11 protein-coding genes are annotated in these 19939 nt (G+C 60.7%); 5 read left to right on the top strand and 6 right to left on the bottom strand.

The genetic code is table 11. From position 1 onward, the window contains the following. Nucleotides 1–24: 24 nt before the first annotated feature. The 4 genes from C5L13_RS17080 to C5L13_RS17065 form a co-directional block, all read right to left on the bottom strand. Entirely contained in the window at nucleotides 25–855 is an 831-nt protein-coding gene (locus C5L13_RS17080) for an endonuclease/exonuclease/phosphatase family protein (RefSeq protein WP_105384492.1), read from the bottom strand. Nucleotides 856–927: 72 nt separating this feature from the next. Next, nucleotides 928–2388, bottom strand: coding sequence for a phospholipase D-like domain-containing protein (locus C5L13_RS17075; protein ID WP_105384491.1), 1461 nt, complete (start codon nucleotides 2386–2388; stop codon nucleotides 928–930). Nucleotides 2389–2462: 74 nt separating this feature from the next. Continuing rightward, a complete protein-coding gene (locus C5L13_RS17070; RefSeq protein ID WP_105384490.1) occupies nucleotides 2463–3818 on the bottom strand; it encodes an aspartate aminotransferase family protein in 1356 nt (451 codons plus the stop codon). 134 nt (nucleotides 3819–3952) lie between these two features. Further along, entirely contained in the window at nucleotides 3953–5314 is a 1362-nt protein-coding gene (locus C5L13_RS17065) for a M20 family metallopeptidase (protein ID WP_407070439.1), read from the bottom strand. Nucleotides 5315–5901: 587 nt separating this feature from the next. Between C5L13_RS17065 and C5L13_RS17060 the strand changes: the two genes are divergently transcribed. The 5 genes from C5L13_RS17060 (at nucleotide 5902) to C5L13_RS17040 (ending at nucleotide 11316) form a co-directional block, all read left to right on the top strand. After that, the gene (locus C5L13_RS17060) at nucleotides 5902–7497 is read left to right on the top strand and encodes an ABC transporter substrate-binding protein (protein ID WP_105384488.1); all 1596 of its coding nucleotides are present in this window, start codon (nucleotides 5902–5904) and stop codon (nucleotides 7495–7497) included. 159 nt (nucleotides 7498–7656) lie between these two features. Next, the gene (locus C5L13_RS17055) at nucleotides 7657–8661 is read left to right on the top strand and encodes an ABC transporter permease subunit (RefSeq protein WP_105384487.1); all 1005 of its coding nucleotides are present in this window, start codon (nucleotides 7657–7659) and stop codon (nucleotides 8659–8661) included. A 14-nt stretch (nucleotides 8662–8675) separates the two neighbouring features. Next, entirely contained in the window at nucleotides 8676–9593 is a 918-nt protein-coding gene (locus C5L13_RS17050) for an ABC transporter permease subunit (protein ID WP_105384486.1), read from the top strand. A 2-nt stretch (nucleotides 9594–9595) separates the two neighbouring features. Beyond that, nucleotides 9596–10453 (top strand): ABC transporter ATP-binding protein, encoded by an 858-nt coding sequence (locus C5L13_RS17045; RefSeq protein ID WP_105384485.1) that lies wholly within the window; start codon nucleotides 9596–9598, stop codon nucleotides 10451–10453. Next, complete coding sequence (locus C5L13_RS17040; protein ID WP_205836850.1) at nucleotides 10450–11316, top strand: dipeptide ABC transporter ATP-binding protein; 867 nt, start codon at nucleotides 10450–10452, stop codon at nucleotides 11314–11316. The genes C5L13_RS17045 and C5L13_RS17040 overlap by 4 nt, the downstream gene beginning before the upstream one ends. A gap of 1045 nt (nucleotides 11317–12361) precedes the next feature. Here C5L13_RS17040 and pbpC read toward each other — a convergent pair. Then, a complete protein-coding gene (pbpC, locus tag C5L13_RS17035; RefSeq protein ID WP_105384484.1) occupies nucleotides 12362–14443 on the bottom strand; it encodes a penicillin-binding protein 1C in 2082 nt (693 codons plus the stop codon). A gap of 16 nt (nucleotides 14444–14459) precedes the next feature. After that, nucleotides 14460–19907: an alpha-2-macroglobulin family protein gene (locus C5L13_RS17030; RefSeq protein ID WP_105384483.1), complete on the bottom strand. Its 5448-nt coding sequence runs from the start codon at nucleotides 19905–19907 to the stop codon at nucleotides 14460–14462. Between the last annotated feature and the right edge of the window lie 32 nt (nucleotides 19908–19939).

Below are 19939 nucleotides of genomic sequence, written 5' to 3'. Positions count from 1 at the left end.
TCGCGGTAAAGACCGTAGAACATGTCAGCCGGCTTCCGCTTGCTCTCTGGTAGGCAGCATGCCCAACTTCAGCACCGCCTTGATCGGCAGGTGGTCGGAGGCAAGTCTTGCGAGCGGAGTATCGTGGGTCTCCACTGTTTCCAGCAGTCCCGGCCGGTTCGCCATGATCCGATCAAGTGCCAGTACCGGCAGACGCGAGGGGAAGCTCGGCACTGCCGCCGGCAGGCCGAAGACGCTTGCAAGTGTGTTCAGGGAGGACCGGTCTCCAAGCCGCCATTCGTTGAGATCGCCCATCAGCACGGTCGGCTGTTCGTCACGCGATCGCAGGATGTCGATGATGACGCGGGCCTGCTGGTGCCGGGAGCGGTTGAGAAGCCCGAGATGGGCGGCGATGATGCGGAACGCACTGCCGTCCTTCAATTCCAGTTCGGTGATGAGGGCCCCTCGGGGCTCGAGCCCCGGCAATTTGACCTGATGTACGTCGCGCACCAGCCCTTCGCGAAAGAAGACGACGTTGCCGTGCCAGCCATGCGCCTTGGCAACGCCGCTGATCGGAACAGGGAAGAGCCCGGTTTCACGCTCCATCCAGGCGAGGTCAAGCAGCCCGCGCCGTTCGCCGAAGCGGGTATCGGCTTCCTGAAGCGCGATCACGTCGGCACCGATCTCGCGGATGACATGGCTGGTTCGAGCCGGATCGAACTTTCCGTCGATGCCCACGCATTTATGCACGTTGTAGGAGGCAACCAGCATGCCCTTGGCTCGGTCATGCGGTGCATGGACCCCGGCTCCGCGGTCCTTGCGGGCGCGGATTGATGCCAGGATGTTTATGGGGAGATTTGTGCGCTTTTCCCGCATGGTTCCGAAGGTTATTCGCAGAGGGGTGGATTATACGGCAATCCGCTCATCGATCCAGCATTTCCAGTTCCGTCACAGATAGGGTGAACCGAGCCACAGCACGCGCTCGATGAGACGTACCGCAAAGGGTCTTGCCATCAACGCCTCAAGCGTCACTTCAGTTGCGGAGGAAATCGCTAGATCGATCCTTCGCTCCAGAGCTTCCACAAACGCGCAGTCCAGAACTTCGAGATCCACCTCGAAATTGAGACGAAGGGACCGGGGATCGAGATTGGACGAGCCGACATAGCCCCACCGTCCGTCGATTGCCATCAGTTTCGAGTGGTCGAAGGGGCCGGAAGCCCGCCAGATCCGACAATGGTTTTTCAACATCTGGTCGAATTGCGCAGTCATCGCCCGGTCGACCAGAACGAGATTGTTGGAAGTGGGTACGACGATATCGACCTTTACACCTCGTCGCGCCGCAGTGACCAACGCGGTGATCAGCTCTCGATCCGGCAAAAAATAAGGCGAGACAATACGGATGGAGGAACGCGCCACGGAGAAGGCGCCCATCAGCACTTTGTGGTTCGTCTCCACACTGCGGTCGGGACCGGATGATACCGCTCGCATAAAGACAGCGTTTCCTGGCTCCGTCTCCGGTGGATCGAGAGCCCAGGCCTCGTCGTCCAACGTCTCGTCCGTGGCGAACCTCCAATCGGCAGCCGCAATCGCGAAGAGATCGGCCACGACAGGGCCTGTGATCCGGAAATGCGTATCGAAGGAGCACATGTCGCCGCTGAATTCGCTTGAAAAGCCTTCACGGATATTCATACCGCCGGTAAAGGCGATCCTCCCATCGATCACCAGAATTTTCCGGTGGGTTCTGAGATTGGCATAGGGCAACCGGAGTCCCATGATGACGTTGCCATTGAAGACGTCGACGGTAACGCCCCCATCACGCAGCCTGCCGAGAACGCTCGGGACAGAATAGCGCGCGCCGACCGCATCAATGAGGACGCGGACTTCGACGCCACGCCCAACGGCCGCGATCAATGCGCCGGCGAAACGGTCGCCGACCCTGTCGCGATCGAAGATGTAGGTTTCGAGGATGATGCTACGCTGCGCGCCGTCGATGGCATTGAGCATTGCTCCATAGGCATCGTCGCCGGTGTCGAGCGCAATGATCACGTTGCTGGTCGTCAGACGGTGATGCGTCACGCGATCGCCGAGCGTCTTCATGGCCACGAACCGACGGCCAAACCCGTCGGCTATGAGGTCATCCGTAGCATCATAGGAAGCGAAATGGGCACGGATCTCCCCCTGAAGCAGCGCGCGGCGATCGCTGATGACGGAGCGTCGAATGCGGTTGACGCCGGCAATCAGGTAAAGCAGGGCGCCGATGATGGGGGAAAGCATGATAACGCCGACCCAACCCACGGCCGAACGTACTTCTTCCTTCGTCATGGCAGCATGAATTGCCGCCGCAGCCCCCGCCAGGACCGATGCAATGAACAGAATGTGCGGCCAGTAGCCCTCGGCGAGATCAAGCATAACGCCAATATAGGGGCGCTAGTGTTTTCCGCAATCGGAGCCGGATCAATAGGTTACCCAGATCCGGCGCAATATCAGGCCACTAGCTGTTTCTGGAACACGTCGAGCGAAGCTTCAAAGGTATCGAAAATAGCATCCACCTGTTCCTCGTTGACGATCATGGGCGGGCAGAGCGCCATGGAATCCCCGATCGCGCGAGAAATAAGACCTTTTTCAACCATGATGGAAAACAGCTTCGGACCAAGCTGCCCGGCCGCAAAACCATCACGCGGTTTCAGCTCCAATGCACCGATCAGCCCGACGCCGCGAGCTTCGATGGCCAGCGGATGACCTTCAAGCGCCTTCAGACGGCTCTGGAACTTCGGCGCCAGCGTCCGCACGTTGCCGACAAGATCACGTTCCTCGATGATCGCTATGTTTTCCAGCGCCACGGCTGCCGCCACCGGATGCCCCGCAGCGGTTACCCCATGACCGAAGGTGCCGATCTTCGCCGATTCGTCGGCGAGCGGCTGATAGACGTTCTCGTTGATCAGCAGGGCCGAAATAGGTTGGTAGGACGAGGAAATCTGCTTGGACAGCGTCATGATGTCCGGCTGAAGCGCATAGGTCGTCGTGCCGAACATCTCGCCGGTCCGGCCAAAACCGCAGATCACCTCATCGGCGATAAAGAGAATGTCGTATTTTTTCAGCACCTTCTGAATGGCTTCCCAATAACCGGCAAGCGGCACGATGACGCCGCCGGCACCCATGACCGGCTCTCCGATAAAGGCCGCCACCGTTTCCGGACCCTCCTTGAGGATCAGGTCTTCGAGGTCCTTTGCACAGCGCTCTACGAACGCTGCTTCGGTCTCGCCTTCCTGTTTGAAGGCGCGATAGTGCGGGCAGGTCGTGTGGAAAATCCCCGGCAATGGCAGGTCGAAGGAGCGATGGTTGTTCGGCAGGCCGGTCAGGCTCGCGGCTGCGATCGTCACCCCGTGATAGCCCTTGATGCGGGAAATGATCTTCTTCTTTTCCGGCTTGCCGAGCGCATTGGAGCGATACCAGACCATCTTGACCGCGGTATCGTTGGCCTCCGAACCGGAATTGGTGAAGTAAGCCTTCGACATCGGCACCGGCGCCATCTGGATCAGCTTTTCGGCGAGCTCGATGGAGGGGCCGTGGCTGCGGGCGGTAAAGGTATGATAGTAAGGCAATTTTGCCATCTGCCTTGTGGCCGCTTCAACGAGACGGTTCTCGCCGAAACCGACGGCGACGCTCCAAAGCCCTGCCATCGCTTCGATGTATTTCTTGTCGTTGTTGTCGTAGACGTAGATGCCTTCGCCGCGATCCATCACCACGGAACCGTCCCGTTCCAAAGCACGGGCATTGGTATAGGAGTGAAGGTGATAAGCCTTGTCCCGGGCTTCGATGGAGTTCGGCTGAATAGTCACGGGGGACCTCCTCTGAGACATGCCACGATAGATGGATTTTCATAGGAGCAAAGCGCGGCATTGGACAGCCCCAATTGCCGTTTTCAGCCCCATCGAATCGTCAAAAGAATTGACGGTTCGATCAACGGATTTGGCTATTTCACCGTCATCGCCGCGACTGGCGGTTCGGCACCGGGCGGAATGGGGCTCGTATAAACCTGTCCCTTGCGGCGTTTCTTCAAGTCGGCCCAGGCGGCCTCGCGGAGCTGCTCGCTCTCAATTGCGGCAAGACCGGTCGCAGCCATGGCCTTGGCCGCGGAGATCATGCCTTTATGCGCAAGAGGGCTCTTACCCTGCGCAACGACCTGCCATGTATGAAGCTGCGTGCCGACGGCAAGCGTGGCGCCATAAGCCTGCACGGTCGGCACGACCCAGCTGACGTCGCCGACATCCGTAGAACCGCCCATCTGTCGATTTTCGTTGTGCGGCGGCAGGATGAAATCCGCAAGCGGGACGTCCCGCTCCTCCAGCCGCTCCTGGTTCCAGCTCGCCGAAATGTCCTGCGGGGTCAATGTTGCGCGGATTTTTTCCGCGAACGCCCGATCCTCCTCTTCGAAGGGCGGCGGACCGATGCTGTCCCACACGTCCTGCATCACGTCCATCAAGGGGGCGTTGACGATAAGGTTGGATACACCCGCAAGGATGGTGCTCTCGACCTTCGTTTCGGTCATCAAGGCCGCACCTTCTGCAACTTTCTTCACACGCTCGATCAGCGAGAGGAGGCCGGGCAGTTCCGGCGCGCGGACGACATAACGAACCTTGGCATAGGCCTGCACCACGTTGGGCGAAATGCCGCCGGCATCGAGGACCGCATAATGAATGCGGCAATCGGACGGCATGTGTTCACGCATATAGTTGATGCCGACATTCATCAATTCCACCGCGTCGAGAGCGCTACGGCCAAGCTCCGGCACGGCAGCGGCGTGAGCCGCGCGTCCGGTAAAGCTGAAATCGATGCGGCAATTGGCAAGCGAAGTCTCGCGCTGCACCCCCGCAAAGTTGCTGGGGTGCCAGCTGATCGCGATATCCACATCCTCGAAGGCGCCGGCACGAACCATGAAAGCCTTGGCCGCACCGCCTTCTTCCGCAGGGCAGCCGTAGTAGCGCACGCGGCCGGGCGTTCCGGTCTCCTCCAGCCAGTCCTTGAGCGCCGTCGCCGCAAGAAGCGAGGCGGATCCGAGAAGGTTATGGCCGCAGCCATGCCCATTTGCGCCGGCGACGATCGGTTCGTGACTGGCAAGCCCCGCCTTCTGGCTCAGTCCCGCCAGTGCGTCATATTCACCGAGAAAGGCGATGATCGGGCCACCTTCACCCGCTTCTCCGATCAGTGCTGTCGGTATGTCGGCCACGTTTTCGGTAATGGCGAAACCCTGAGCTTCGAGCATTTCCCGATGCGCCGCAGCGGACAGCTTCTCCATGTAGCAGGTCTCAGGCGTCTCCCAGACCCGGTCCGACAACTCGGTGAAAACCTCCGTCTTGCGGTCGATAACATCCCAGATGAGCGGGAGATTGGAATTGCCTGTCCTCATGAAACCACTGCCTCGATGCAAGTAATGCTGATTGGAGCGCCGAACCGTACTCCATTCTCGGCCCATGGCAATGCGGCAACGCAGCAAAAAGCAGCACTCGTGAGGGATCACACGTCTGAAATGAAAAAGTGACCGAAAAGGCGAATTTTCGCATCTCGACAACAGAATGATAATCGCTATGCTCCCGCGCCGTTGCCGGTCGAGAATCTAAAGATCGAGCCAAAAATGGTAAGAACACATGGGGATTGTGTCGAACTTGCGGAAAATTTTCTAAGAAATGCTATCGCCACGAAAATAAACGGAGCCATAGCCGTGCGAAAATCTGGCGCTCTGGAATTACGTGGACGTAAAATGACATCCGCCAGAAGGAACAATCGAAGCACACGAGGGTCCAATTCGCCGACCGGGAGGTAGATAACAAGAATATCAAGCTTGAAGCGCACCGTTGCGCATCTAGTTCAATGACAGATCACCTGGGCCGCAAAGGGGCCACAGGTCACAAGGGAGAGACTATCATGAAATACAAATTGACCCTTGCCGCGGCGCTGCTGTCGGCGACCTTCTTCGCGGGCGCGGCAAGCGCCAAGACCTTCGTTTACTGCTCGGAAGGTTCCCCGGAAGGTTTCGACCCCGGCATCTACACGGCCGGCACCACCTTCGACGCGTCCGCTCATCCGATCTACAACCGCCTTCTCGAGTTCAAACCCGGCACCACACAGCCGGAGCCAGGCCTCGCCGAGAGCTGGGAAATTTCCAAGGACGGCACGGTCTACACCTTCAAGCTTCGCCCGAATGTGAAGTTCCAGACCACCGACTTCTTCACCCCGAGCCGTAACCTGAATGCCGACGACGTTGTCTTCTCGATCGGCCGCCAGATTGACACGAAAAACGCCTGGAACCAGTACATCCCGGGTGCCGCCTGGGAATATGCAGCCGGCATGGGCTTCCCGGAACTCATCAAGTCGATCGAAAAGGTCGATGACCTCACCGTCAAGATCACGCTGAACAAACCGGAAGCGCCGTTCCTCGCCAACCTCGCCATGCCTTTCGCATCGATCATGTCGAAGGAATATGCCGACAGCCTCGACAAGGCCGGCAAGAAGGAACAACTGAACCAGATGCCGGTTGGCACCGGTCCGTTCACGTTCGTCGGCTATCAGCAGGATGCGGTTATCCGTTACAAGAAGAATGCCGACTACTGGGGTCCGGCTCCGAAGATCGACGATCTGGTCTTCGCAATCACCACCGACGCAGCCGTTCGCTACCAGAAGCTGCAGGCTGGCGAATGCCACCTCATGCCGTATCCGAACGCAGCCGATGTTCAGTCGATGAAGTCCAATCCGAACCTCACGATTCTGGAGCAGGAAGGCCTGAACGTCGCCTATCTCGCCTACAACACGACCCAGGCTCCGTTTGACAAGCTCGAGGTCCGTAAGGCGCTGAACAAGGCGATCAACAAGAAGGCGATCGTTGATGCCGTCTTCCAGGGCATGGCGACCCCCGCGAAAAACCCGATCCCGCCGACCATGTGGTCCTACAACGAGGCCACCCAGGACGACGCCTATGACCTCGACGCTGCAAAGAAGATGCTCGCCGACGCCGGCGTCAAGGATCTTTCGATGAAGCTGTGGGCGATGCCGGTTTCGCGTCCGTACATGCTGAACGCCCGCCGCGCGGCTGAAATCATGCAGGACGATTTCGCCAAGATCGGCGTCAAGGTCGAGATCGTTTCGTATGAATGGGCCGAATATCTCGATCGCTCCAAGGCCAAGGACCGTGACGGCGCCGTCATTCTCGGCTGGACCGGCGACAACGGCGACCCGGACAACTTCCTCGACACCCTGCTCGGCTGCAATGCCGTGGGCGGCAACAACCGCGCTCAGTGGTGCAACAAGGAGTTCGACGCACTCGTGAAGAAAGCCAAGGTCACATCCAACGACGAGGAACGCACGAAGCTCTATGAGCAGGCACAAGTGATCTTCAAGAAGGAAGCTCCCTGGGCCACTCTCGATCACTCCCTCTCCATCGTTCCGATGCGCAAGGGCGTGACGGGCTTCACCCAGAGCCCGCTCGGCGACTTCACCTTCGAAGCCGTCGATATCACCGAGTAATTTAGCGGCTCACAATGTTTTTGCCGCGGGGCGCGTTGCGTTTCCCGCGGCATTTTCTTATGAGACGCCAAAAAATGTGGCACAGACGCCTCAATCGCCGCTTCCATGGCTTGACAAAGCACTGAATCGGCCACGACCGAAACCATCGAAGGTTTTAGAATGTTTGGCTTCCTTTTGCGGCGCCTCGCCGTACTGATCCCGACTTTTATCGGGGTCTCTATCATCGCCTTTGCCTTTATCCGGCTGCTGCCGGGCGATCCCGTAGCCCTTCTTTCGGGCGAACGCGTCATGTCGCCGGAGCGCCATGCCGTTATCAGCCAGCAACTCGGTCTCGATCGACCGCTGGTGGTCCAGTATCTCGATTATCTCGGCGGCGTGGTGACCGGCGACTTCGGCTCGTCAATCGTGTCGAAGAAACCGATCCTCGACCAGTTTCTGGCCCTCTTCCCTGCCACGATCGAGCTATCGCTCTGTGCAATCATCATCGCAGTCGCACTTGGCATCCCGGCGGGCGTGATCGCTGCCATCAAGCGAGGATCGTTCTTCGATCAGGCACTGATGGGCGTTGCTCTCGTCGGCTATTCCATGCCGATCTTCTGGTGGGGCCTGCTGCTGATCATCCTCTTCTCGGGCACCCTGCAGTGGTTCCCGGTCTCGGGGCGCATCTCGTTGATGTTCTTCTTCCCGCCGGTGACGGGCTTCATGCTGATCGACTCGCTGCTGTCCGGCCAGAAGGGTGCTTTTGCGTCGGCGCTGAGCCATCTGGCACTGCCTTCGATCGTGCTCGCTACGATCCCGCTGGCCGTCATCGCGCGGCAGACGCGGTCGGCCATGCTGGAGGTCCTGTCGGAGGATTACGTCCGCACCGCTCGCGCCAAGGGCCTTTCGCCCTTCCGCGTCGTCGGCATCCATGCACTGCGCAATGCCATGATCCCGGTTATCACCACCATCGGCCTCCAGATCGGCGTCATGCTCGCCGGCGCGATTCTGACCGAAACGATCTTCTCGTGGCCCGGCATCGGCAAGTGGATGGTCGATAGCGTCTTCCGTCGAGATTATCCGGTCATCCAAGGCGGCCTGCTGCTCATCGCCGGCATCATCATGCTCGTCAATCTGATCGTGGACCTGCTCTACGGCCTGATCAATCCCCGTATCCGGCACTAGAAGGAGAAAATCCCATGGCCGATACTCTTATCGACAAGGCACCCGAGGCAATCTCCAGTGCTGCCCTCCGCCGCCAGATGCTCAAGGAGTTCTGGTTCTACTTTTCCGAAAACCGCGGCGCCGTCATCGGGCTCTTCGTCTTTCTGGCGCTCGTCGTGATCGCGGTACTGGCGCCCGTCATCGCGCCGCACTCGCCCTTCCAGCAGTACCGCGACGCGGTGTTGGTGCCGCCCATCTGGACCGAAGGGGGCCGCGCCGGTTATCTGCTCGGCACCGATCCGGTAGGCCGCGACATTCTTTCACGCCTGATCTACGGGGCCCAATACTCGCTCTTCATCGGCGTCTTCGTGACCACGCTGTCGCTCGTCGGCGGCATTCTGGTCGGCCTCATCGCCGGTTACTATCGCGGTTGGGTCGATACCGTCATCATGCGCCTGATGGACATCATCCTGGCCTTCCCGTCTCTGCTGCTCGCCCTGGTGCTCGTTGCGATTCTCGGTCCTAGCCTGACCAACGGCATGATCGCTATCGCACTGACGCTCCAGCCGCATTTCGTGCGCCTCACGCGCGCCGCCGTAATGACGGAAAAGACACGCGACTACGTGACCGCCGCGCGGCTCGCCGGCGCCGGTCCGCTGCGGCTGATGTTCCGCACCATCCTGCCGAACTGCACGGCACCGCTTATCGTGCAGGCGACCCTCTCCTTCTCGAACGCGATCCTGGATGCGGCCGCGCTCGGCTTCCTCGGAATGGGCGCTCAGCCACCGGCACCGGAATGGGGCACTATGCTTGCCGAAGCGCGTGAGTTCATCCTGCGCGCCTGGTGGGTCGTCACCTTCCCCGGCTTGGCGATCCTCATCACCGTCCTTGCCATCAACCTGATGGGCGACGGCCTGCGCGATGCGCTCGACCCGAAACTGAAGAGGTCCTGATCATGGCGCTTCTGCAAATAGACAATCTCACCGTCGAATTCGAAACCGCGACCGGCTGGTTCAGAGCCGTGGACGGCGTCTCCATGTCCGTCGAAAAGGGCGAAGTGCTCGCAATCGTCGGTGAGTCCGGATCCGGCAAGTCGGTTGCCATGCTCGCCGTCATGGGACTTCTTCCCTGGACCGCGAAGATCACTGCCGACCGTATGCTCTTCGAAGGCCGCGACATTCAGGGCATCAGCCCGGCCGACCGCCGCAAGCTGATCGGCAAGGATATCGCCATGATCTTCCAGGAGCCGATCGCCAGCCTCAATCCGTGCTTCACGGTCGGCTTCCAGATCGAGGAAGTGCTGCGCATTCATCTGGGTCTCGACAAAAAGGCGCGGCACGAACGGGCAATCGAGCTTTTTCGACAGGTCGGCCTGCCCAACCCGGAAGAGCGGCTGGGCAGCTTTCCGCACCAGATGTCGGGCGGGCAATGCCAGCGCGTGATGATCGCCATCGCCATCGCCTGCAATCCGAAGCTCCTGATCGCCGACGAGCCGACCACGGCCCTCGATGTCACGATCCAGAAGCAGATCTTGGACCTCATCATGACACTGCAGGCCAAGAACGGCATGGGCCTTATCATGATCACCCACGACATGGGCGTCGTGGCCGAGACCGCCGACCGCGTCGTCGTGCAATACAAAGGCCGCAAGATGGAAGAGGCTGACGTGCTTTCCCTCTTCGAAAACCCGAAGAGCAGCTACACGAAGGCGCTCTTGGCGGCGCTGCCGGAAAACGCCACCGGCGACCGCCTTACCACCGTGTCCGCCTTCTTCGACGGCAATCCGGAACCGGCGCCGGAGGCGCGCGCATGAGCAAGAAAATGTCAAAAACTGAAACGGGCAACACGATGCTCGAAGTGCGCGACATCAAGCGCGACTACGAACTCTCCGGCGGCCTCTTCAAACCCAAGAAGATCATTCACGCGGTGAAGGGCGTTTCGTTCAAGCTGGAACGCGGCAAGACGCTGGCAATCGTCGGCGAATCGGGCTGCGGAAAATCTACGCTTGCCCGCATGATCACCTTCATCGACGAGCCGACCGCGGGCGACCTCCTGATCGACGGAAAGAAGGTCGATACGCGCCCGGGACATCTCACCCAGGAGATGCGTCAGAAAGTGCAGATCGTCTTCCAGAATCCGTATGGCTCGCTCAACCCGCGCCAGAAGATCGGCGATGTGCTCGGCGAACCGCTGGCGATCAATACGGACATGTCGGCAGAAGAGCGGCGGCATCGCGCCAACGAGATGCTGAGGAAGGTCGGCTTGGGGCCGGAACATTACAACCGTTATCCGCATATGTTCTCCGGCGGCCAGCGCCAGCGCATCGCCATTGCTCGCGCCCTGATGCTGAATCCAAAGCTCTTGGTGCTCGACGAGCCGGTCTCGGCGCTTGACCTGTCAATCCAGGCACAGGTGCTGAATCTGCTCGCCGACCTGCAGGACGAATTCAATCTCACCTATGTCTTCATCAGCCACGATTTGTCGGTCGTTCGCTATATCGCTGACGAGGTGATGGTGATGTATTTTGGCGAAGCGGTTGAATACGGCACGCGTGACGAGGTCTTTTCCAACCCCAGGCACGACTATACCCAGACGCTGTTCAAGGCGACGCCGCGCGCCGACGTCGAGTCGATCCGCGCGCGTGTGGCGAAAAAGAAGGCGACCGCTGCGGCATAAAGCGCCCTTGGAAGCCATGAATCGTGTTCCCCGAGAATCTATTCGGATTTTCGGGGATGATCGAGGGATGTGGTGCTTAGGGTGATTTAACCAGGGTCGTTCCGTGTGACACCCCCTCTGCCCTGCCGGGCATCTCCCCACAGGTGGGGAGATCACAAGCGGCGTGCCCTTCCCGCTAAACTAACCCCATATCCCGCAGTTGCTGGGAATATGTCGGCAGCTACGTTTGTTGCTTGGGGAAATCTGCGCCCCGGCCAATCTCCCCACCTGTGGGGGAGATGCCCGGCAGGGCAGAGGGGGGCGGGCTTGGGCACGCCCCTCAATATTGTTGCCCTCGCACTTCACATTCCGAGAACAAATAGCCGCCACCTTCCAGCATCTCCAATGACTTACCCCGTCAATTATCCCCACCCTCCGCACCCATGCCTAAAATCTCCCCGCTTCCGTCGCCGGAGTGTTTCGCGAGACGTTCGCGGGCAGGCGGGAGTCGGCGCTTTCATCAAAACCGTAACGTGCGGCGACGGTGGAAGAGGTGAAAGCCATGGAGCGTCCGTCGCAAGACAGGCTCTCCTATCAAGCCTCCCCCGGACAGCCATGTCCGGTTCGGTTGAGCCGTCCAAGTGGCAGGGTTTCCCGAAAGGAAATCGCGAACAAAGCCATGCAGCGAGGCGAGGTGATCACCTGTAGGGACCGGAAGTCCCGAAAAGACGCCGAAGGCCACGCGAATGCGGAGCCACACATACACTACTCCATGAGGTTCCGCATTCGCGTGGGCTCTCCGATAATCCAGCGTCCCCAAACGTGGGAAACGGTTTTGGGACAAGACGCTGGGCAGAAAAGTGCAAAACCACGGCAGGAGACTGCGCGGGGAGGACTGCGCTTGAAAAGCACTCGCAGCGGATAGCAACGTTAGTTGTTTTGGGAAGCCGGTGCGCCAAGTCGATCTCCCCACCCGTGGGGGATGCCCGGCAGGGCAAAGGGGGCAGGACCGGCACAGCGTTCAATTCAATGAAACCGCCAGACCGTCAGCTTGGCCGACCGCCTTTCACTCCACGAAAATCTTCACGCTGGCGGCCCGGCCGGCAGCGTCGATCACCGTCAATGTCGAGTAGCCGGCGCCGTCCGGCGTCCATTCGTTGACGCGGCGACGCGACAACTCGTCGAGCGGCCTTCCATTCGCCAGCCAGCGGAAAGGCGCCCGGCCACCCTGCAACTTCAGCACCAGCGGAGAAATTTCGCCGGAGCGCGCGCCGAGATCAACGCGGGCGCCCTCCGGTGGATAAACGATCTGCGGCGCCGGCTCACGGGTAGAGGCCGAAAAAAGGCCGGCGGCGGTCGTTGCGAAGCGACGCTGGCTGATCGGAAGATCTGCCTGTGCAAGCCGCATGGCACCAGCCGGCGCCGGGGGCAGTGGTGTGATCGGCACACCTGATTTCGTGAAAGCCTCGAAGAGGATCGGAGCAGCCGTCTGGTATCCGGCAATGCCCGGCACCGCTCCATTGTCCGGTCGGCCAACCCAGACGCCCAGCACGTAACGGCCGTCGTACCCCACCGACCAGGCATCGCGATAACCGTAACTCGTGCCCGTCTTGTAGGCGATGCCGAGCTTGCGGCTTCCCTGTGGCGGCAGGACATCCGACAGAATATCCGCCACCTGCCAGACAGCCTGCGGCTCGAGCAGCGGTTCGCCGTCGATCGGCATCGGCTGCCGGTCCAACCCGTTTCCAAGTAGTACCGGCTGACCCCGGTTCGCAAGCGCCGCATAGGCCTGGACCAGATCCTTGAGCGTGATGCCCACGCCACCTAGCCCGATCGCCAGCCCCGGAGCTTCATTTGGCGGCAGAACCGGTCGCACGTCCGCCCGGCGGAAGCGGATCATCAGTCGCGACGGCCCAACCGCATCGAGCAGGCGCACCGCCGGCACATTCAGGGACAATTGCAGCGCCTGCCGAACGCTGACGTCGCCTTGATAGCTCATGTCGAAATTCTTCGGCCGATAGCCGAAGAAATCCGCGGGCCGGTCTTCTATGATGGTCTCCTGGGATACGATCCCCTGTTCAAAGGCGAGCCCGTAGATGAAAGGTTTCAGGGTCGAGCCGGGTGAGCGAAGGACCCGGGTCATGTCGATCCAGCCGGAACGGGTCGCATCGAAATAGTCCGCCGACCCGACCTCACCGACAATTGCACCGGTCGTCACATCCGCCATGACCATGGCAAGCGAAACTTTGGGGCTGAGCCTAGATGTCGCCTCCCTGGCAACCTGCTCCAACCCTTGCTGGATGTTGCGCTTGAGCGTCGTCTTGTGCTGCTTGATACTCGGCCGCTTTCGGATCGCCGCTTCGGAAAGATGCGCGGCATAGGCCGGCAATTGCAGCCGTCGCATCGGAATTGCCTCGCTCACGGCACGCTCAGCTTCGCCCGCACCCGTCACGTCCGCGACGGCCGCTCTCACCAGCACCCGCTCACGCGCCTCCTTCGCGTTCCGGGCATGCCGGTCTGGACGCCTGCCTTCCGGCGATTGGGGCAGTGCGACGAGAAGGGCTGCTTCCGCCACCGTCAAGCGACGCGGCTCCTTGCCGAAATAGGCCAGGCTTGCAGCACGAACTCCCTCCAGGTTGCCGCCATAAGGTGCGTGGGTGAGGTAGATTTCGAGAATTTCCTGCTTGCTCAAGCGCCGCTCTATCTGCAACGCCCGAACAAGCTGGAGAAACTTTGCAGAAAAGGAACGGTTCTCGCGCGGCTCGATCAGCCGGGCCACCTGCATGGAAAGCGTGGAGGCGCCGGACACGATGCGGCCGTTCGTGATGAATTGCAGCGCCGCCCGGCCGAGAGCCAGAGGGTCGACGCCTGCATGGCTGTAGAAACGCTGATCTTCATAGGCAACCAGCATTTTGAGAAACCGCGGATCGACGTCCTGCGCCGCGGTCTTCAGCCGCCAGCGGCCTTCGGGCGTAGCAAAGGCCCGCAAAAGCGCGCCGTCCGCGTCCAGCACTTCAGTCGAGACGACCTGCACCTTTTCGAGCGGCGGGGGGAAGGCCCGGTCAGCCGCATCGAGTCCGGCGACCACCCCGGCTAAGAGGGTCAGGCCGGCGCTGATGCCGATCGAGAGCTTCCACCTGCGTTTCATAGGATCGAGCTGCCGCCTATTGCGCGGCGAGCACCTCCATCTTGCCGGTTGCAGTCCGCGCCGAGAACTGCGGCCGGTACATATCTTCGACCTGCGCCGCCGGATGATCGTAAACGCCCGGCGTCACAGCACGAACGACATAGGCGAGCGTGATCTGACGGTTGTCGCCGGCGCTGCGGTCGAATGCCGCGACGAAACGGTCGTTGCGGAACTCGGTATGTGCAGCCTGGACCTCCTCCAGCCAATCGAAATTCGAAAGGTTGGCGCTGTTGACGACGCTCGGATTGTCGATTTCGAAACCGGCCGGCAACAGGTCCGTCACGACGATGCGTGACGGCCACTCGTTCGTCTCGGTGACGTTCAGTACCACGACGTAACGCTCGTTTTGCTGCGCCTCGCTGACATTCACCTCCTCGCCATCCATATTGTAATAGGTGCGCGAGATTTCGAAGCCTTCGCCGCCGGCAGGAAGCGGCCGTGCGGGAGCCGCGACCGTCGTGATCGCAGCGGAGAGCGTTTCGCCGCTGTCGTTCCTGATCGTCACCGGATGATCGATCAATGCATCGCCCGTCATCTGCGACATCAGCGTTCCACGGTGAGCGGCGCCGTTGACGTTCAGCCGCAGGCTGTCGTCACCGTTCTGCAGCGCGCGGGCGGCGAGCAGCATCCAGGTCTGTTCCTGGGTGCTGGTATATTTCTTGATGGCCCATTCCTTGGCGACGATATTCGCCAGCGCCGGAACGATCGGTGGCACCGGTTTGCTCTCGGCGGCCAGCGCCAATACGGCGGCACCATCTCGCAGTGACGATCCATAATCCGAACGAGCAAGGCTCACCTTGTGGATCTGCGCCTGTTCCGACATCTGCAGGGAATCCGCAAAAATGCTCTTTGACCGCTGGGCATCTCCATAAAGCGCCAGCGCCGCGGCGATATGAGCCTTGGCGAGGGGCGTCGGGAAATCATTGAGCGCCGTGTCGGCGTAATAGCGCAGGTCGCTGATCGCGGCCTTACGGTTGCGCGCGAGCACATAGAGCGCATAGGCGATCTCGTTGCCCTGGTCCTTGATGTTGTTGGTATAGCCAAGCGTATTCTGCAGGCTCTCCAACGCCTGGACCAGCGTCTTTTCCGGCACGTCATAACCTTGCTCTCGGGCACGAGAGAGGAAGTCCGTCACATAGGAATCGAGCCACAAATCGCCGCCGCCCGGAGCCCAGAGGCCAAAACTGCCGGCCGAAGACTGGTACGACAGCACACGATAGATCGCGTCCTGCACTCTCTTCTTGATTTCCGCATCGTCGGCAAGCCCATTCTGCACCGCCATTTCGCTGAGATAGAGAAGCGGAAGCGCGCGGCTCGTGGTCTGTTCGGCGCAGCCGTAAGGATAGCGGCTGAGCCCCATCAGCAGCGCCGGAATGTCGAAGGCGTTCGACCGGCTGACATTCACGCTGACGGATCCGCCGGGCAGGATACTGTCGGCAAGCAAGTTGGAATCGATTGTGAGGTTTGCCCCGGGCCGAAGCTCCACGAGCCGACGCTCCGTGACGGGCATCGATGCCGGCCGCACCGGGATATCGAGCTGCTGGTAGACGGAAGGTCCCGAAACACTTGCCAGGCGTACGTAGACCTCACCATTGCCAGGTTCGATACCGGAGAGCGGGATCGTGAGATTTGCCTTGCCGCCCGACGCGAGCTTCAGGTTCTTGCTTCCGTTCTGACCCACGGAAACCGGATCCGTCGTCATCACGGTAAGCTGGTAGTCGCCGGCCGGCGCATCCGTATTGGCTATATCAAGGCGCAGATTGCCCTGATCCCCGGGGGCGAGGAACCGCGGCATGCTTGCCGTTACCACGATCGGATCGCGGATGATCACATCCTTGACGCCATGCCCGACACCCAACTTCGACCAGGCGACCGCCATCACGCGTGCGGTGCCGTTGAACTGCGGGATATCGAAGGAAACCTTCGCTTTGCCCTCTGCGTCGAGCTTTACGGGGCCTGAGAAAAAGGCGACCAGCTTCTCCTTCGGCGGGCTTGCCTGCAGTGCAGTGCTGCCACCATCACCGCCGGTGCGCAGGCGGCCGGTGGCGCCCAGCGAGCCGTCGATCAGACGGCCGTATATGTCGCGGATTTCTATGCCGAGGCGGCGTTGGCCGAAATACCAGTCGTCCGGTGCGGGCGGCTCGTAACGCGTCAGATTGAGGATGCCGACATCGACCGCGGCCACAGTTACATAGGCGTTTTCGTTTGCGCCGGCCCCGGCTACTTGCACGGAAATGTCGAGCGGCTGACGCGGCAGCGTCTTTTCAGGCGCACCGATCGAGACCTGAAGATCCCGAATTTCCGGATCGACCTTCAACCACGTGATGCCGATCGCGCGCATCGGCATCCGGCTTTGCTGTGCCTCGCCGGGGCGATAGAGAGTCGCTGTCACATAGGCACCGGCGCCCCAAGCCGCCGTGACGGGAATCGCTACCTCGCCGCCCTGCTCGCTTATGCTCGCGGTCTGCAGGGTGATCAGCTCTTCGGAACCCGCCGTCAGCATCAGTTCTCCCGCGTAACGCGAGGAAATCTTGAGTTTCGCCGTGTCGCCAATTTTGTAGCTCGGCTTGTCGAGAGCGATTTCCAGCGCATCCGGCGTTTCGGTCGAGGTCGCGGTGACGAACCAGCCGGCGTCGAATTCCACACTCGACGCCGGTCCGCCGACATCGGCGGTCTCGACCTCGAGCCTGTAGCGTCCCCAGCCCACCGGCACGGAAATCTTGCCGCCATCCGGGGTGACGTTGACGGCACCATCGGCAATCTGGCTCGTGCGCGTTACCGGTTCGAAGCGCCAGGAAGATCCGTCGCGATACCATTGGTAGTCACGATCGACTTTGATGAGTTTCCAGGAAAGACCGCGCATGGCCTGCTTGTTGCCGTCGGCGCCGACGACGATGACGGTGAAATTGCCGACCGAGTTTTCCGCCAGATCTCCCGTGAACTCCGGCTTGATCCCAATACGCGAACCGTCCGACTTGACCGGCAAGGTCATCGTGCGCTCGACAGCCCGGCCACCAGCCTCCTGCATACGCACGACAATGTCTGCATTGACAAGTTGCGTGGTCGACGGAATTTCGCTCACCAGAGCCTCGATGGCTGACTTGCCCTCCTCGTCGGTCGGCTCCAGTTCTTCGAGCGGTATCCGCACGGTCTCGGTTTCCTCCTCGTCCGCCAGTCCGAACTGATAGCCCGGGAAAGCCGCATTTTCCCGCGTAGGCTTGAGTGCAACCTCACCTTCGAGATTGAGACCGGCTGCGGGTGCACCGTAGAGGAATCGCCCGTCGATATTGATCGAGGCCGGCTTGCCCGCTTCGATCTCCTTCGCCTCGCTTGTCATGTCGAACTCAATGCGATCCGGCACGAAGTCATCGACGAGGAACGTCTTTTCACCAATTGCGGAACCTTTTGGATCCGTGAAGATCTGCATCGTCCAGGTACCACGCATGGACGTCTGCTGCAGCGGCAGGTTCACGGCATAGCCGCCAAGCAACCCATTGCTGACCATCCGCCGATCCTCGACGCCGTCCGGACGCAGGAAGACAAAGGTGAGGGGCAGGTTCTCAATGGCAGCTGCATCGACATCGCGGGCGAGCGTGCTCGCATGCACCGTCTCGCCGGGGCGGTAGATGCCTCGTTCCGTCCAAGGCAGGATATCGATCGCACCCGGCGCCGGACGGCCTGTGACCCCGCGGTCCGAGAGATCGAAACCGGCGCGCGTCATGTCGAGGAAGACGAAGTCCTGGCCGCTGTTCTGCGCGGTCAGGACAGCCGGCACCATGCCTGCCGTACCGCGCATCAAGCCGGCGGTGAAGACTGCACGGCCATCCGCATCCGTCTTGGCGGTGCCGAGGATTTCGTTGTTCTTGGCAAGCAGTTGAAGATCGACGCCGCTGATTGGCTTTGCGGAGCCGAGCGACCGGGCGAAGACATGCAGACCGTCCGTTCCGGCATAGGTGGTAAGGCCGATATCGGAAACGACGAACCACTGGGTCGCCTTGCTGTCCCATTCCTGCGAGACCGCATTGGAAGCGGCCGCCGTCAGCACATAGACCCCAGGTTTACGGGCGGGCAATGCTTCATCGACCGGAAAACTCGTCACCACATCCTTGTTGAGTTCCGTGCCGATATCGATGGTACCCTGCCAGACGCGCTCACCGCTCTGCTGCTCGATCTGGCCGGCATTGTAGCCGTCCATCTGGGTGAGAAACTGCGAATTGGCCAGGAGCGAGGCGATATTCCGGTCGCCAATCCGGTAGAGCTTCAGATCCGCCTTTTCAGTGTTGACCGAAACAATCGGAATACCGCGCCGGGCGGTGGATGGCAGCACGAAGCTGTCGCCGGTGAAGCGCACCGTCGCCGAGCGATCCTTGATGTAGAGATCAAGATCGACCTGAGCAACGAGCGGCTCTTCCACTGAAGAGGGCAGACCGCGGCGAAGCGACAGCTTATATCGCTGGCCGTGCGTCAGGCCTTCGACGCAGATCTGATTGTCCTTGGCTTCCATGGCCTTCGGCGCCTGGCCGTTGAGCACCACGAACGGGGCGTAGTCGACGCCGGCTTTCACCAGCGGTTCGGAAAATTGCACGCAGGCGCGCGGATTGGCGCTGTCTGCATCGACCGTGTTGCCCGTCACCCGGAAACCCTGGCGCTCACGAAGGTCGTTGTAGGCCGCTTGCACCGTTCGGGCGTTCACAAGCGCGAGGCTCGCTTTGTAGGCATTCAGCGCTGAACGGTAGTTCTGCTGTTTGGCAAGGGCCGCGGCAAGAACCGCCAGCGCGTCGGCGCGGCTCTGCGTCGTTCGGGAAAGCTGGTAGCCGTTGATCGCGGCAAGGGTACCTTCGCTATCGGCCGTGCTGTTGTCCCTTGCCGTACCGGCGGCACGCGCCAGTTCGATCCAGAGCGCACCGTTATCGGGGGTCAACGATAGCGCGCCTTTGAAATTGTAGATCGCGGTATCGACATTGCCGCGCAGAAGCTCAGCCTGGCCTATCGTCTTCAGGTTTTCGACCCCATAACCCTGCTGGTTGTCCCCGAGGGTCAGGCCGTCTTTCTGCTCCCTGGCCTGCTGCAGCATGTCGTCGGACAGGAAAGAAAGCTTTTGCGGAGCGCCTATATCCGGCTCCGTCGCGACTTCGACGACCTTGCCGGCGACCGCGCCGGGAAAGGTGTTGAGCTGGCCGTAGTCGGTCTTCAGAAAGCACCACTTGGCCTTGACGTTATAGGTGAAGGCTTTGCAGGCGTTATCGCCAATGCAGGCCGCCTCGCATTGCGGCTGGCTGACGTTCTTCACGGTCCTGAGATCGAAACCGAGATAGTCGCTATCCGGCGTGCTCTCGATACGCCGCTCGGCAGCCGTCAAAGGCGAGGCCAGAGCGAATGCGGAAAAGAGAAAAACCGAAATGCGGAAAAACGCGCGCCTGGACATAACCGTCCCCCCAATGGCTGTCGTCGAATGCG

This window comes from Neorhizobium alkalisoli, from assembly GCF_002968635.1.
GTDB lineage: Bacteria > Pseudomonadota > Alphaproteobacteria > Rhizobiales > Rhizobiaceae > Neorhizobium > Neorhizobium alkalisoli.
The sequence above is the reverse complement of the archived record's forward strand: the minus strand, read 5'-3'. Positions and strand labels throughout refer to the sequence as shown.